This is a genomic window from Dasania marina DSM 21967 (assembly GCF_000373485.1).
In the GTDB taxonomy this organism is placed as follows: domain Bacteria; phylum Pseudomonadota; class Gammaproteobacteria; order Pseudomonadales; family Dasaniaceae; genus Dasania; species Dasania marina.
In genome coordinates, this window is the sequence record NZ_KB891585.1 from 357,508 (window position 1) to 373,997 (window position 16,490).

Annotated in this window: 9 protein-coding genes; 4 read left to right on the plus strand and 5 right to left on the minus strand. The window is 47.7% G+C overall.

What is annotated here, in order from left to right; translation table 11 throughout:
• Position 1 precedes the first annotated feature (1 nt).
• Together B067_RS0111160 and B067_RS0111165 are read right to left on the minus strand one after the other, a co-directional pair.
• Positions 2-3,430, minus strand: coding sequence for a UvrD-helicase domain-containing protein (locus tag B067_RS0111160; protein ID WP_019530172.1), 3,429 nt, complete (start codon positions 3,428-3,430; stop codon positions 2-4).
• On the minus strand, positions 3,427-6,228 hold the full coding sequence (locus B067_RS0111165; RefSeq protein ID WP_019530173.1) for a PD-(D/E)XK nuclease family protein: 2,802 nt from the start codon (positions 6,226-6,228) through the stop codon (positions 3,427-3,429). Before B067_RS0111165 ends, B067_RS0111160 begins: the two co-directional genes overlap by 4 nt.
• Positions 6,229-6,492: 264 nt before the next feature.
• Here B067_RS0111165 and B067_RS0111170 point away from each other — a divergent pair, with 264 nt between their 5' ends.
• On the plus strand, positions 6,493-7,566 hold the full coding sequence (locus B067_RS0111170; protein ID WP_019530174.1) for a 3-deoxy-7-phosphoheptulonate synthase: 1,074 nt from the start codon (positions 6,493-6,495) through the stop codon (positions 7,564-7,566).
• A 96-nt stretch (positions 7,567-7,662) separates the two neighbouring features.
• Here the strand turns inward: B067_RS0111170 and nfuA are convergent, their stop codons facing one another.
• Complete coding sequence (nfuA, locus tag B067_RS0111175; RefSeq protein ID WP_019530175.1) at positions 7,663-8,277, minus strand: Fe-S biogenesis protein NfuA; 615 nt, start codon at positions 8,275-8,277, stop codon at positions 7,663-7,665.
• A 188-nt stretch (positions 8,278-8,465) separates the two neighbouring features.
• Here nfuA and metH point away from each other — a divergent pair, with 188 nt between their 5' ends.
• The 3 genes from metH to B067_RS0111195 all read left to right on the plus strand — a co-directional run bounded on the left by metH (position 8,466) and on the right by B067_RS0111195 (position 13,955).
• Positions 8,466-12,161: a methionine synthase gene (gene metH, locus B067_RS0111180; RefSeq protein ID WP_019530176.1), complete on the plus strand. Its 3,696-nt coding sequence runs from the start codon at positions 8,466-8,468 to the stop codon at positions 12,159-12,161.
• An 18-nt stretch (positions 12,162-12,179) separates the two neighbouring features.
• Positions 12,180-12,413 (plus strand): DUF2970 domain-containing protein, encoded by a 234-nt coding sequence (locus tag B067_RS0111185; RefSeq protein WP_019530177.1) that lies wholly within the window; start codon positions 12,180-12,182, stop codon positions 12,411-12,413.
• A 372-nt stretch (positions 12,414-12,785) separates the two neighbouring features.
• Entirely contained in the window at positions 12,786-13,955 is a 1,170-nt protein-coding gene (locus B067_RS0111195; protein WP_019530179.1) for a cation:proton antiporter domain-containing protein, read from the plus strand.
• An 837-nt stretch (positions 13,956-14,792) separates the two neighbouring features.
• On the opposite strand, the gene B067_RS0111205 is transcribed toward B067_RS0111195, so the two are convergent.
• Together B067_RS0111205 and B067_RS0111210 are read right to left on the minus strand one after the other, a co-directional pair.
• Entirely contained in the window at positions 14,793-15,722 is a 930-nt protein-coding gene (locus B067_RS0111205; protein WP_019530181.1) for an electron transfer flavoprotein subunit alpha/FixB family protein, read from the minus strand.
• Complete coding sequence (locus tag B067_RS0111210; protein ID WP_019530182.1) at positions 15,722-16,471, minus strand: electron transfer flavoprotein subunit beta/FixA family protein; 750 nt, start codon at positions 16,469-16,471, stop codon at positions 15,722-15,724. The genes B067_RS0111205 and B067_RS0111210 overlap by 1 nt, the downstream gene beginning before the upstream one ends.
• Positions 16,472-16,490: the final 19 nt, after the last annotated feature.

Here is a 16,490-nt window from a genome sequence, read left to right on the forward strand (position 1 = left end):
TTTATAACTCCACTTCTTGCCAATGAGGTATAGCAGGGAAATACAGCGCTGTTTTAACCGGTATATCCAGCCCCGCATCTTGATGTAGGGCTTGAATTAAATATTGGTACTGCTGTAATTGCGGCGTATAAAGACCCAACTCTTTGCTGATGAAATCGGCTAGTGCCTCACCATGCTGTGGGCTAGAGGTTTTGTAATCCACTATCCAACGCACACCCTCGTCATCAATAAACGATCTATCAATAACCCGCTTAGATACAACATCGTCGCTACAGCTAAGTAATTCATATTCCACATCGGAGCGCTTATGCTGGGGTGATAATAACCAACGCGCTTTCGGGTCATTGCTGACATTAGTCATCATATTATCAATAAACACATTAACATCACCCCAGCGCTCTTTGGTTACGCCTTGGCTGTGGCACAGGCGCCTAACCCACAACACTTTTTGCTCGTCGGATAATCTATCGACATAGCTTACCCCTGCATTAACGCAGTGCTCTAAAATGGCATGGGCAATATTGCCTAGCTGTCTGGGGAAGGTGTCTTCATAAAAATCGGGTAGATTATTTTCACTCTCGGGAGGCTGTTTGATATAGAAATCCGCCAGTGGGTTAGCAAAAGACCATTGCGGTGGTTGCCAATCATCGGCCAAACGATAATGCACAGGGCTGTCTTCCGGTGCATCAAAGGCGATAAGTAATTGTTCGTCATCGCTATGGTCGCGGCAAATAGAATAAACAATTTCGTCCTTTACGCTATCCCATATACTTTGTAGCAGTGACTGCTTAGCCGGCGCTTTCACCGCTTCAGCTTCATACACGGCCGCCTGGCTAAAGGTCAAATATAACGTACTGATGGCGCGGGTTGCTGCCACATATAACAGGCGCGTATTTTCCAAACTACGACTTTGATCTTTTTCGTAACGTAAATAGTCGTAAACCGCATCACTTTTGCCAGTAGCCGACAGCGGTGACATCAACAGGTGGTTATCGCCCTGTGCCGATAAATATTCGCGCCACATCAATAAGGCTTTATCATCCGAGCGCGGCCGCCTATCGAGGCCAGGCAGAATAACCGTATCAAACTCTAAACCTTTAGACTTGTGTATAGTCATTACCTGCAAGCAGCTATCATTAGCTTGCGGCGCAGCATATAAACGCGCCACTGCCTCCTCAAACTGAGCCATGGACGATAACAGGCCCGACTGCTCGTGCCGCTCTAGCAAATTAAGATAATCATCTACCGCTAAATATTCTGCAGAATCGGCCACACAGGCAGGGCCGCCTAAAGCCAGCCATACGCCATGCACTTGCACCCGTAAGGCTTGCCTACCGCGCTGTAGGTTAGCGGCCTGTAAAACCTGCCTGACTAGGGCGATACGTTGTTGGCCATAGCGGGATAACCCCTTACACAAAGCCTCATCGTTAATGGCCTGCTTAACCGTGACTCGTTTTTGTTGCTCGCCCAATAAAACATGTAAATCACTATTATCCAAGGCTATAAAAGGTGTACGTAACAACGCTGCCCAAGCTATACGGTCAGCGCTGCTTAACAACGCTTTGGTCAGTGACAATAAATCCATAATCGTACTGTTTTTCGATAGTGGATTAATGTCGGTAGCCTGCCACTCTATACCGGCAGCAAATAAGGCGGGTAAAATATCATTGAGATGATTACGGGTGCGCACCAAAATAGCAATACTAGCTTGAGGCTTGTTCGCTATATGTTGTTGCACTAGAGCAACCACTTTTTGCGCTTCTTGCTGCCTGGCATCGTCGCCCAGCAAACCAAACACTTGCACTGCAGAGCTATCAGTATCGGCTTGATAAGCGCTAGAGTTTTCATAACGTACCGCACCGCGGCCTAAGTTTTCATACTGGGGAAAAGCCTGCTTAAAGGTTTTATTCACCCATTCCACTATCGTAGGCGTCGATCTAAAATTAACCTGCAAAGACAAAGCTTGTAAGGGTAATTTATTAACCCCCTGCCGCCTCGCCTCTAAGAATAATCCGACATTAGCTTCGCGAAATCCATAAATCGATTGCATACCATCGCCGACAATAAACAAGGTATTGGGTGTGTCGGGATTATTTTGATTATGCTCCTGCCAACCTTCCAGCAAGCACTTGAGCAATTCAAACTGAGTAGAAGCGGTATCTTGAAATTCATCAATTAGAATATGCTTAAGTTGATAATCTAATTTTAAACGTAACTCCGTTGGGTTTAGCGCATCCCCTAACGACTGTATCGCCGCCAAAGCGATTTGTGAGTGATCCACCTCGCCCTGTTGCTGAAACTCCAACATTAACTCAGCCACCAAATGCGGTAACAAGCTGGTTAAGGCCGCTAAGAAATGCCATTGCTCATCAGGGTAATGCAAGGCAGGCATAACCCGTAGCTCATGCAATAGCGTAGCCAATTCTGCATCGTCGGCCAGCTGGGCTATTAGCTGCAACATGGCCTCTTTGCGCTGTTTGGCCACGACCTTATCACCCGTAGCTGTTTGCGCAGGGAAGCCGGTATTTTTATTAACCGTTTTACGAAACTCACCCTTAGCGGTTAATAACAACTCAGCGATGGACTGCCAGGCCGCCAACTCACAGCCATCGCCAACAGGCAAACCTGTGCAGCCGGCTAATAGTGTAATGGGGGAATCACTGTGCTCTTGTTGCAAACAATGGCCGGCATAATCCATTAAGAGCGCCAATTCTGCCGCCCATGGCGCTAAGCTTTGCTGCAATTTGGCTAAATGATCTTGTACTACCGCCTGCAAGGCCGATTCTAAAATAGCGCGGGGTTGCTCATGTTGATGGATAAAAATATGAAATAGCCACTGATCACGGCAACGCAATAAATCCATTAATAATTTTTCAGTTTTGCGCCAATCATTATCCACATGACGCAGCAAACTTTCTAAATGCTGAGCTAGCGCTGTATCAGATTCTAAATGCTTTAATAAATTAGCTACTGCCCGTTGATAGATAGGCTCGGCATTATCGGCAATCTTAGGCTGGGCACCAAAGCTGGCCAGTATAGGCATTTGCCGGGTTAAGCTAGCGCATAAGCTGTCTATGGTTTGTATTTTTAAGCGGCTACTGTTTACCAATAAATTCCAGTCGCAGGCATGGTCACGTGCCAATACCGCCCTAGCCAAACGCCAGGTAACTTGTTTGTACTCTTCTACAGGCTGATCATTATCGCGGGCAAATAACAAGGCTTGCATAATACGGTGATGCATTTCAGCCGCGGCTTTGCGGGTGAAGGTAATGGCTAAAATTTCTTCTGGCCTATCCATCCTGGCCAATAAGGTTAATACCCGCTGGCTTAATAATTCCGTTTTCCCTGAACCCGCTGGCGCGGTAACGCAGGCGGAGCATAAGGGATTTAAAGCGGCTGCGCGTTGCGCCTGATCTATAGGCGCATTCATTCGCTTAGCTCCATTGCCGCACTGCTGCCTTGATGATTAATGCGGCAGACACTGGCCAAGTCACAATATTGGCAGCTTTTTACTTTATCTTTTGGGTTCACCACCGATTTACCTGCTATAAAATCTTGCGCCAAGGCCGTTAAGGTTTTCTGCCACTGTTGTTTTAACTGCGGCCAATCGATAGCGCCAGAACTGCTTTGCATATTGCTAGTCCATTGCAAGTTAGGTTCTGGGCATTGCTCATCACCCACACCTTTTATCTCACAACCCTCTATATGCACTTGCGCAAAACACACCGCTGACACTTGCCGCTCATCCTGTTCCAATAGCGAACTATACAAGGGCAGTTGCGGCTGGTCAGGGCGATCACCCCACCAACTATTGGTTGAACTTTTACCGGTTTTATAATCTATTATCACCTGGCTGCCATCGCTTAATTGATCCACCCTATCCACTCTAGCCACTAGCTCTAGTTGCGAAAAACGAAACACTTTGCGCTCTTCTCTGGACACTACGGTGAAGTCAGCGCGCTCACGCTCTACTGCTAACCAAGCTGACAATAAAGCCGACAGCCTATCCCGCTCTATGGCTTGCTGTCTTATGCCCATTTTATTCGCCATGCGATGATTCATTTCATTGAGGGCGTACTCGGCATAATCATGGCAGAGCTTAGTTTGCGCTGGCGCATCTAAAGCCAGTAAGCCCTGTTGATTTTCTAACTGCTTCCAAATTAATTCTAAGGCTCTATGTAACAAATTACCGCGGCTGGCGTGATCTATGCCTAATACGGGTTCGGCCATAGCCACCAATCCCAAACGATGACTGGCGAAGGCTTTAAAAGGGCAAGCTGCTTGATTGGCAAATAAAGAGCTGCCACCTTTGACGGACTCCTCTGCGGATAAAGCTTTAGATTTATAAGGCTGGTAATCCTGCCATTTTTTCTGTTCAAAATAACGACGACGTATCTCACTGTGCGGCAGTAATTGTTCTATGCTTTTTTGCAATAACTGCTCAGGCGAGCACTGTGGGTAGTCGGCGAACAAGCCACTAACATTGGCAGGGTTATCGTCTATCACTTTTGCATAACTCACATACAGAGTTTTAGCGCTGTGCATAAAGCCTTGAGTTAATACCCGTGCATAGTCCAACTCGCCTTCGGCGGTGGCGTTGGGCATGTTGTAACTACGCTGTAAGGCGATAGGTAATAAAGGATTGGGGGCTGGCGCTGCTGGCCACTCTTTGCTGGACATACCACTGAGCCACAGATAATCAAAGTGCAAGCCCGCCGCTTCTAACGCCCCTAATATTTGTATAGGTGAGTCTACTGTTTGCGCCTGAAAAACGGTGCCGGCTAAGATCTGTTTAAAATGATCATAAGCTTGCTTGAACGTAACATTGCCCAGCACCGCTCCTTGGCTAACAACATCCTGTAACAACTGCTGCCATTGTTTTAAGGCTTGATACTCTATGCTGTCAATTTTACGCTGACCCGGCCAACCCAAAGAAAACAGTGATTGTTTAAAAAATACCGCCCAGTCACTGAGTGGCTGTTTTTTATTAAGGCCTACGCCGCGGGCCAAATTTGAATGCTCTAATAAAGCGGCCAATAAGGGCCAAGGTGCTTCTTCATCAAAAAATTCTGCACCCACCTTTTCAACCAGCTGACGTACTCTAGCGGTGCTAATTAGTGCAAGCTTTTGCTCGCGCAGTAAATAAATTAAACGCGCTAAGGCATTGTCATCATCATCGGTTAATAAAAAAAACGGCGACAGCAAGCCATTGATAATGTGCTCACATTCCAGTTGCGGCTGGTTCATCGCCAGCGCAAATAAACTGGCTGCAATAATAGGTTCATCACCCAGCGGGCTGCCGGCCGAAATATTAAAGGGTAAATTATTGCGTTGATAAGCAGGGGTTTGAAACTGCGGACAAAACACTTCTTGAAAAATACGCACAACCTTGTCGCGTTGCTGGCCTAAGCTGGGAATAACGATAGCAATAGTCGGCAATTTGGCGGGGTTGATGGCATTTTTTAATTGCTGCTTGGCCCACAGCGCGGCGACGACAATTTCCTGCTCGCTATTTTCACAGCCTATGGCTAATTGCGGCTGCGCCTCTGGCCTAGGGTTATCTATCTCTCGCCACTGTTTAGCCGCGCTGTTAATTAATTGTTTTTGTAAAGGAGTGGGATTATCTAAAGCAACACTGGCTATAGAGGGATGTGTTGTTAAGTGGCCAGCGGCGAAGGCCTCAATCACAATATGATGCTGCCGTATGGGCGGCAAATAACCTTTTTGCTGGCAATAGTCATCAAACTCGGCCAGCCATTGCAGTAGTATTTGGCTGTCGTCACTGCTGCCATTACCATTAAAGAATGGCTGCACTTCAGCACACTGCCTATCTAACAACCAATGCTGTAAGGTTTCGTAGGCATTAACCACATGCTGCGCTGTGGCTCTAGGCCTAAGCAGTTGCTGGCCCTGCTCCGACTCATTAATAATGCGCTCAACAATAATCAGCTGCTCTGCCGAGCTGAGCAGCTGTTGCGCTATCGCCTGAGGATAGGCCGACAGCAGCAACTGCTGCCAGCAACTCGCCAACCATTGATTGATGGATTTTATATTGGGAGCGGCCACCACGGGATGGTGATTATCGCGACAAAAAATCGCGTAGGCTATGCTCATTCTGCTAGCCAAACGCTGGTTGGGAGTCAGCAATAATTCGCCGCTGGCTACATCTGCCGCAATAGGTGCTATATCGTATAGGGAAATAAGCTGAGTCATGGGCTGCGGGATCATCCAGTATCTTTTATTGCTGGCTATTCTAACTGTTGCCCGCGCCATGACAAACGTATCTACGAATAAATCAGCAATATTTCCCCAGCTGGTCTGTTAGAGGCACATTTAACAGTGGTATTACGCTATAATCTCTGGTCAAATTGTTAGCATAGCGTGTACAAGAATGAGTACAGCGCACTTTTTAGGTGTAGCAAGAGCAGCTGTAGCACTTTAGGTGTAGCAAGAGTAGCTGTAGCACTAGGATTGAACCATTAGGATTAAATAATGAGCAGCAAGGTAGTAGACAACATCAATGTTGAATCTCAGGAGATTCTTATCACCCCTGAGCAACTAAAAGCCGACACGCCCATGTCTGACGCGGCGAGAAACACGGTCGCCGAAAGCCGTGAAGTTATCCGCAATATTTTAGACGGTAAAGATCAGCGCTTATTTGTGGTAGTAGGCCCCTGCTCCATACACGATGTTGATGCTGCCCTAGACTACGCCCAACGCTTAAAACAATTGGCCGATAAAGTCGCCGACACGCTCTATATCGTAATGCGCGTTTATTTCGAAAAGCCCCGCACCACCGTGGGCTGGAAAGGTTTAATTAACGATCCTCACCTCAATGACACCTTTAAAATTGAAGAAGGCTTGAGCATAGGTCGCAAACTATTATTACAGATTGCCGAAATAGGCCTACCTACTTCTACCGAGGCCTTAGACCCCATCTCACCACAATACATACAGGATTGTATTTCTTGGTCAGCCATAGGTGCGCGCACCACCGAATCGCAAACTCACCGCGAAATGGCTAGCGGCCTATCCTCGGCAGTAGGTTTTAAAAATGGCACCGATGGCGGCTTAGAAGTGGCCACCAACGCCATTAGATCTGCCGCCAAACCACACCGCTTTTTAGGCATAAATGGCCAGGGGCAAGTCTCTATTATTCAAACCAAGGGCAATGCTTACGCCCATATGGTCTTACGTGGCGGCTCCAACGGCCCCAACTATGACTCTGTGCATGTCGCCATCTGTGAAGCCGACTTAGAAAAAGCCGGTATAAGCAAAAACATTATGGTGGACTGCTCACATGCCAACTCCAACAAAGATCCCAACCTACAACCATTGGTGATGGATAATGTGGCCAATCAAATTCTGGAGGGCAACCGCTCTATAGTCGGCATAATGGTGGAAAGTAATATACACGAGGGCAACCAAAGCATCCCCGCCGACCTCAGCCAATTACAATACGGCGTATCGGTAACCGATGGCTGCATCAGCTGGGAAACGACCGAGGCCTCCTTGCTAGCCATGCATGAAAAGTTAAAAAACGTACTGCCCGGCAGACGTAGCTAGTCGCTTTTTAACAAACAAAAAAATACCGCAGCAATTGCGGTATTTTTTTGTTTGGCTGTTTTAGATAACAGGCTATTAGCTGGCTATGTATTTACTTTACTTAAAATAAGCCTGCGAGGTGTCGGTATGGTCGGTGGTATCACGCACTGCCGCTAGCGCTGGCACTTGCTCTAATAAGGATTTTTCTACCCCATCTTTTAAGGTCATATCCACCATGCCACAGCCCTGACAGCCGCCACCAAAACGTAGGATGGCTATCTTCTTATCCTCCTCTTCAATCACCTCCACTAAAGACACTTCGCCTCCGTGGGCCGCCAAAGAAGGATTAACCTCGTTATACAGCACATAGTTGATTTGATCTTCTACCGAGCTGTTTTCATTAACCTTGGGTAATTTGGCATTGGGCGCTTTAATCGTCAGCTGGCCACCCATACGATCTTTGGCGTAGTCGACAAAGGCATCTTCCAGAAAAGGTAGGCTACGTAAATCTATGCGGGCCAATAGATTGTCGTATTGCACGACGATATCATCATCCTGCTCATCGTCTTCGCGGCAGTAAGCAATACAAGTCTCGGCCTTAGGCGTACCAGGACTGCTAATAAATAAGCGTATACCTTTTACCTCTTCATCTTGGCCCGCCAACAGCTCGGCCAAATAGCCTTGCGCCGATTCGGTAATGGTTAACTTTAATTCAGGGTTTGCTTCCGACATGTATAACTACAACCTTAATAATGGCTCTACGCACTAAAAAATAGAGCTGAATTTACACCTTTTCGCCGCATTAGTACCGCAGTGCAGCGTCAAGTTTGTTACAATTCACTAATTTACCACAAGTCAAAGCCCAACTGCCACAGTCAAGTATTAGTTGGCTAACTTTTAGAGATAAGATCGGAACCGATATGACGGATAGAAGCACTAGAATTAACGCCCTACATACCGCTTTACAAGAGAGGATTTTGATTCTTGATGGCGCTATGGGCACCATGATTCAGTCTTACAAGCTACAAGAAGCCGATTACCGCGGCGAGCGTTTTGCCGATTACCACATGGATATTAAGGGTAATAACGACCTACTGGCCATTACCCAGCCCAAGATTATTAAAGATATACACACCGCCTACCTCAAGGCCGGTGCCGATATCTTAGAAACCAACACCTTTAATGCCACCAAGGTGTCACAAAGCGACTACGACTTACAATCCATAGCCTATGAAATTAACGTAGCCGCAGCCAAACTTGCCCGTGAAGCGGCCGACACCATGACCGCGCTCACCCCAGAGAAGCCACGCTTTGTTGCCGGAGTTATAGGGCCGACCAGCCGCACCGCCACCATTTCACCCGATGTTAATGACCCAGGCTACCGTAACGTTACCTTTGACCAGCTGGTAGAGGATTACAGCGAATCGGTAAAAGGCTTAATCGAAGGTGGCTCTGACATTATTTTGATAGAAACCAGCTTTGATACCCTCAATGCCAAAGCGGCTATTTTTGCCACCCAAGGGGTATTTGAAGAGCTGGCTATAGAACTGCCTATAATGATTTCGGGCACTATTACCGACGCCAGTGGCCGCACCCTTTCCGGCCAAACCACCGAAGCCTTTTGGTATTCAGTCGCCCACGCCAAACCTATTAGCATAGGCCTAAACTGCGCCTTAGGGGCACAAGAGCTACGCCCCTATGTGCAGGCCTTAACCAACTGCAGCAACACCTATGTCAGCGCCCACCCCAATGCCGGCCTGCCCAATGAGTTTGGTGAATACGATCAAACCGCTGAAGAAATGGCGGTCATTATTAAAGAGTTTGCCGATAGCGGCTTTTTAAATATTGTTGGCGGCTGCTGCGGCACCTCCCCCGAACATATACGCGCCATTGCCGATGCAGTAGCTGGTTGTAAGCCTAGGGTTATTCCTGAGCAAAAGCCTGCCTGTCGCCTCAGCGGCTTAGAGCCTTTTATCATCGATGATTCTTCGTTATTTGTTAACGTAGGCGAACGCTGCAACATCACCGGCTCGGCCCGATTTAAGCGTCTTATTTTAGAAGAGGACTACGACACTGCTTTAGAGGTTGCCCTACAGCAAGTGCAAAACGGCGCCCAGATTATCGATATTAATATGGATGAGGGCATGTTGGATTCCGAAGCGGCCATGGTGCGCTTCCTCAATCTTATTGCCTCCGAGCCAGAAATTTCTCGCGTGCCCATTATGGTGGACTCCTCCAAGTGGGAGGTAATGGAAGCAGGGCTGAAATGTATACAGGGCAAATCGGTGGTTAACTCCATCAGCCTAAAAGAAGGCGAGCAAGAGTTTATAGCCAAGGCCAAACTGTGCCTGCGTTATGGCGCAGCGGTAGTGGTCATGGCGTTTGACGAAGATGGCCAGGCCGATACCGTCACCCGTAAAAATACTATCTGTAAGCGTTCATACGACATACTGGTAGACGTCGTAGGTTTTCCACCGCAGGATATTATTTTCGACCCCAATATTTTTGCCATCGCTACCGGTATAGAAGAGCATAACAACTACGCGGTAGATTTTATTGAATCCTGCCATTATATACGCGAGCACCTGCCCTACGCCAAAATATCCGGCGGCGTCAGCAACGTCAGCTTCTCCTTCCGCGGTAACGATGCGGTACGTGAAGCAATACACGCCGTCTTTTTATACCACGCCATTAAAGCCGGCCTAAGCATGGGTATAGTCAATGCTGGCCAGCTGGCGATCTACGATGACATCCCCGATAAATTGCGTAAAGGCGTGGAAGACATAGTCTTAAACCGTCATGAAGATGCTACTGAGCGCATGTTGACTATCGCCACTGAATTTGCCGGCAAAGGCTCAGAAAACCAAGAGGAAGATTTAAGCTGGCGCGAACTAGACGTCAACAAGCGCTTAGAATATTCCTTAGTTAAAGGTATAAACGCCTACATACTAGAAGACGCCGAAGCAGCACGCCTGCAAGCCGATCAACCCATAGAGGTGATAGAAGGCCCGTTAATGGACGGTATGAACGTGGTGGGTGATTTGTTTGGCAGCGGTAAAATGTTTTTGCCGCAGGTGGTTAAAAGCGCCCGCGTGATGAAACAAGCCGTAGCCCACTTGACCCCTTACATAGAGGCCAGTAACTCCGGCGTTAGCAAAAGCAATGGCAAGGTTATTATGGCCACGGTGAAAGGCGACGTGCACGACATAGGCAAAAACATCGTCGGTGTAGTGCTGCAATGTAATAACTTTGAAGTCATCGACTTGGGCGTAATGGTAGCCTGCCAAGATATTTTAAACGCCGCCAAAGAACATAATGCCGACATCATAGGCTTGAGCGGATTGATTACCCCCTCGCTGGATGAAATGGTTTATGTAGGCCGTGAAATGCAGCGCCAGGGCTTTAACCTACCCTTGCTGATAGGCGGTGCCACCACCTCGAAAGCGCACACCGCGGTAAAAGTAGAGCCACAATACAAAAATGCGCCTACCGTTTATGTCGCCGATGCTTCGCGCAGCGTCTCGGTAGTGGCCGCCTTGGTACACCCCGAGAACAAACAAACATTGTGGAATGATCGCAAAGCAGAGTATGAAAAAATTCGCGTGCGCAACGCCAATCGCAAACCCAAAACCAAACCTATTACCTATAGCAACGCGATTAGCCGTGGCTTAAAGTTTGATTGGAATACTTACCAAGCACCCAAGCCCAGTTTTGTAGGGACTAAAGTATTTAAGGACTACCCTCTGCAAACCTTGGTAGACACCATAGACTGGACACCGTTTTTTATCTCATGGGATTTAGCGGGTAAGTACCCCAAAATACTCGAGGATGAAACCGTAGGTGAAGCGGCTAGAGCACTATTTGCCGACGCCAAAACAATGCTGCAAAAAATTGTCGATGAAAAACTATTAACCGCCAATGCGGTAATAGGCTTTTGGCCAGCCGCCAGAGTGGATAGTGATGACATAGAAGTCTATGATTCTGAGCAGCAACCTATTGCGCTACTGCACCATATACGCCAGCAAATTGATAAGCCCAACGGCAAAGCCAATCTGAGCCTGGCTGACTTTATCGCCCCTAAAGAAAGCCGATGTCAGGATTATATAGGCGGCTTTACGGTGACTACCGGTTTAGGTGCTGACGAACTATCCAAACAATACCAAGCAGATGGCGATGATTATAACGCCATAATGGTGAAAGCCTTGGCGGACCGCCTGGCAGAATCTTTTGCCGAGCATATGCACCTACGGGTACGCAAAGAGTTCTGGGGCTATGACAGCGCCGAGACACTGAGCAATGAAGATCTGATTAAAGAGCGCTACCGAGGTATACGGCCGGCACCAGGCTACCCCGCCTGCCCCGACCACACTGAAAAAGCCACACTGTTTAAATTGCTGAACAGCGAGCAAGACATAGGGGTAGAGCTCACCGAGCACTTTGCCATGTCACCGGCGTCATCAGTGAGTGGATTTTATTTCTCCCACCCCGAGTCCGATTATTTTGCCACCGGTAAAATCAGTAAAGACCAAGTCGAGTCTTTGGCCGAGCGCAAGTCTATGACCTTAACGGAATTAGAGCGCTGGTTAATGCCGGTACTGGATTACGACCCCGTATAACAACACTGAGTAATAAGCATGTCTGAACAAAGTGATAATAACGATGACGAAAAAAAGCCCAGTATTACCCAGGTAATGGCCAGTGTGATGTCTGCTTTTTTTGGTGTGCAAAGCAGTAAAAATAAAGAGCGGGATTTTAAACACGGCAATCACAGGGTGTTTATTATCATGGGGCTGGTGACTACTGCCCTATTTATCGGCGGCATAGCACTGTTAGTGCAGTTTGTTCTACATATAACAAAGGCGGGTTAACCCGCCTTTTGTCGCTTGCAATTTTAGTCAATTAAGACAATGAGTAAATAGCTATTGGCCGCTCAACCAAAACACAACGGTAAATACGACTAGCGCCACCACGGCTGTTGCTGCAATAGCATCGGCTAGGCTGTCATTGTACTGTGTTTTAGGCTGGGTATTATCTGACATGGGTATTCCTCTTTTACATTATTATTAACGGTTATATTTATACTGCTTTCTACGACTACAGTTGTTCTGGAAACGATTTGTTCTCATACTATCCATAAAACTAGCTAATATCTATACACCTATAACAAAAAAATGGCCTATTTCAGCCATATTGACCTGAAATATTCCCCTCCCTCAGCCTTGAGCAGGACCCGCTATATAATGGATGCCAGCAGTATCACCTTCTCGTTCTTTTTGATCTTCACTGGCGCCGCTGTTTTAGCCACTATAGCCCTTTACACCCGGCAACCCCTACTTATCGCCTATATCGCCCTAGGGGCTCTGATAGGCCCCTACGGGCTGAATTTTGTTAACGACCTCAGCCTGCTGTCAGACATTTCCCAGGTGGGCATCATCTTCCTATTATTTTTGCTGGGCTTGGATATGCAGCCACAAGCGCTGCTAAGCACCATGAAAAAAGCCACACCTATAGCTATTATTAGCTCGCTGACCTTTTTGCTAGTCGGTTTCGGGGTTAGCCTGGCCTTTGGCTTTAGCCAGAGCGAGTCCATTATTATTGGTGCCGCGATGATGTTTTCCAGCACCATCATAGGCATTAAGCTGTTACCCACCACTATTTTGCATCACCGCCACATGGGCGAAATGATGATCAGCCTACTGCTGCTGCAAGATGTTATCGCCATCTTTGTCTTGCTAGTGCTATTAAGTGGCGACGTAGGTCAGTTTGACATCACCATGATGTTAAAAACTATCGCCACTTTGCCCCTATTTATAGCGCTTTCCATGCTGTTTGTTAAATACGTGCTATTAAAACTGATACAAACTTTTGACCGCTTCCATGAATATATTTTCTTACTAGCGCTGGGCTGGTGCCTAGGCTTGGCTGAAGCCGCTCACCAAGTGGGTTTATCCGCTGAGATAGGTGCCTTTATTGCGGGCATTTCTTTAGCCACCAGCCCCATCTCGCAATATATCGCGGTTAACTTAAAACCGCTGCGAGACTTTTTCTTAATCTTGTTTTTCTTTTCACTGGGCGCACGCTTTGATTTGGCGGTACTGTCCGACATTATTATTCCCGCGGCAGTATTAGCGCTGTTAATGCTGAGTTTAAAGCCGGTGGTTTTTCAGTTTTTGTTGCGCAATGCCAGCGAGAAAAAAGTTCTAGCTTGGGATATAGGTTTTCGCCTGGGCTCTATCAGTGAGTTTTCGCTGCTCATCGCCTTTGTCGCTTTTGATGCCGCACTACTGGGCAAAAACGCTTCGCACTTGATACAGGCCACCGCGATTATCACTTTCTTGATTTCTTCCTATATAGTGATATTTAACTACCCTACCCCTATCGCCTTAAACGACAAACTGCGGCGCGATTAAACGACCTCCATAATAAAGCTCTTGCTTAGATGAGGGCTTTATTATTTTTGGGTGATCTCTGGCTACATGTGAAGTTTGTTAGCGCCGATGACTGAGCCGAATGCCGCCGCTACATGGTATGGCCCCTACTGGGTACCCGCGTCCGCTACTGAGCCTTAAAGCGCTGCGCTGTCTCATCCGCTACCCCGGCCAGCCCTTTTATATTTCGCGACAGCATCCGGCTCAGCCCTCTTGTATCGTGCCAATGCCGATTTTGCAGTTAANAAAACTGTACTCTAATACCACGCGATAGACAGGTAATGGCACAAGGTTATTGCGGAATATAAAAGATGAGCGCTGAGTGAGCGACTGAGACCGGCTGCCTTCCCCGCAGGGGGAGACGGGCTCAGGCGGGAGTGAAGGCAGCCCGGAGGGCCGCCATCATGGAGCAATGACCTTGTGCCATTCCGGGTTAAAAACTTCTCACTATGCCAACAGGCAAGCTTTTTTTTGCTGAGAGTGGCTTAAGCCAACACCGTGATTCACTAAACCCGATGGCTAAGCCGGATGCCGCCGCTACATGGTCTGGCCCCTCCCCCCTTTATCTAAAAAGACGCCCGCGTCCGCTACGAGCCTTAAGGCGCTGCGCTGTCTCATCCGCAACCACGGCCAGCCCTTTTATATTTCGCGACAGCACCCGGCTCAACCCTCTGACATCGCATTAAATTTAAGATTGTTAAAATAAATATGTACTACGGTACAGGTAATCACAGAGGCTTATCAGATTTAAAACCCACCAACAAAAAACGCCCAGCTTTTATTAAAAGCTGGGCGTTTTTTTAAACAGTAAAACAAAACTTATAAAGCGTTGTTTAACTCAGGTACGGCTTCAAATAAATCCGCCACCAAGCCATAGTCCGCCACCTGAAATATAGGCGCGTCTTCATCTTTGTTGATAGCAACTATTACCTTGCTGTCCTTCATACCCGCTAAATGCTGTATCGCACCGGAGATGCCAACAGCTATATACAAGTCTGGCGCTACGATTTTACCGGTTTGCCCCACTTGCATATCGTTAGGGACAAAGCCTGCATCTACCGCTGCGCGAGAAGCACCTACCGCAGCACCTAACTTATCAGCTACCGATTCCAACAAGGCAAAGTTCTCGCCATTTTGCATACCACGGCCACCAGAGATAACAATAGAAGCTGCTGTTAATTCTGGCCTGTCGCTAACGGCTAACTCTTCACCCACAAAACTAGAAAGCCCGGCATCGTGTACCGCCGCTACACTTTCTACGCTGGCAGAGCCACCTTCAGCAGCAACACCATCAAAGGCGGTACCGCGCACGGTTAACACTTTGATAGCATCGGCAGATTGCACAGTCTCTATCATATTACCGGCATAAATCGGGTGCTTAAAGGTATCAGTACTAACCACAGCGGTCACATCAGATATTTGCGCCACGTCTAATAGCGCAGCAACCCGTGGCAAAATATTTTTACCGTTGGTAGTCGCCGCAGCCAATACATGGCTGTAATCTTTTGCCAGCTCTGCCATTAGCAGGCTTACATTCTCGGCCAGCTGATGGCCGTAAGCGGCGTTGTCGGCCACTAGCACTTTTGCCACACCGTTGACTTTTGCCGCTTGCTCACCGGCAGCCGCACAATCGGCGCCCGCAACTAATAAGGTGATATCACCACCAATTTGTTGGGCACAGGCTACTGTGTTTAACGTAGCCGCGTTGAGGGTAGCGTTATCGTGTTCAGCTAAAATTAAAATGCTCATTAGATCACCTTCGCCTCATTACGTAATTTATCGACTAACTCAGCGACTGACGCCACTTTAATACCCGCAGCGCGTTCAGCAGGCGGCTCAACTTTAACCGTGGTCAAACGCGGAGCGACATCAACGGCCAATTCTTCGGGCGTTAACACATCTAAAGGCTTTTTCTTGGCCTTCATAATATTCGGCAGCTTAGCGTAACGAGGTTCGTTTAAGCGCAGATCGGTGGTGACTATAGCGGGCAAAGTTAAACTTATCGTTTGTAAACCACCATCCACTTCACGGGTCACCGCAACTTTGCCATCGGCAATAATTACTTCCGAAGCAAAAGTGCCCTGTGGCATATTGGCTAAAGCACCTAACATTTGACCGGTTTGGTTATTGTCGCCGTCTATCGCCTGCTTGCCCATAAGCACTAAATCGGGCTGTTCTTTATCGACCACGGCTTTTAATAGCTTGGCGATGGCTAAGGGCTGTAAATTACCCACGCTTTCAACGTGTATGCCTCTATCGGCACCTAGCGCCAGAGCGGTACGAATTTGCTCTTGGCAGGCTTTGTCGCCTACCGACACCGCTATCACTTCGCTAGCAATACCTTTTTCCTTTAAGCGCACAGCTTCTTCAACTGCGATTTCACAAAAAGGGTTAATTGCCATTTTCACATTGTTAAGGTCTGCACCGGTGCCGTCGGCTTTTGGCCTAACCTTAACGTTGTAGTCTGCTACTCGCTTTACAGCAACAAGAACCTTCATAGACTCACCGTTTTATTCA

Excerpts from the sequence above, each read along its gene's own strand:
- B067_RS0111160 (WP_019530172.1), bottom strand. The coding sequence starts at position 3,430 with ATGAATGCGCCTATAGATCAGGCGCAACGCGCAGCCGCTTTAAATCCC.
- B067_RS0111165 (WP_019530173.1), bottom strand. The coding sequence starts at position 6,228 with ATGATCCCGCAGCCCATGACTCAGCTTATTTCCCTATACGATATAGCA.
- B067_RS0111170 (WP_019530174.1), top strand. The coding sequence starts at position 6,493 with ATGAGCAGCAAGGTAGTAGACAACATCAATGTTGAATCTCAGGAGATT.
- nfuA (WP_019530175.1), bottom strand. The coding sequence starts at position 8,277 with ATGTCGGAAGCAAACCCTGAATTAAAGTTAACCATTACCGAATCGGCG.
- metH (WP_019530176.1), top strand. The coding sequence starts at position 8,466 with ATGACGGATAGAAGCACTAGAATTAACGCCCTACATACCGCTTTACAA.
- B067_RS0111185 (WP_019530177.1), top strand. The coding sequence starts at position 12,180 with ATGTCTGAACAAAGTGATAATAACGATGACGAAAAAAAGCCCAGTATT.
- B067_RS0111195 (WP_019530179.1), top strand. The coding sequence starts at position 12,786 with ATGGATGCCAGCAGTATCACCTTCTCGTTCTTTTTGATCTTCACTGGC.
- B067_RS0111205 (WP_019530181.1), bottom strand. The coding sequence starts at position 15,722 with ATGAGCATTTTAATTTTAGCTGAACACGATAACGCTACCCTCAACGCG.
- B067_RS0111210 (WP_019530182.1), bottom strand. The coding sequence starts at position 16,471 with ATGAAGGTTCTTGTTGCTGTAAAGCGAGTAGCAGACTACAACGTTAAG.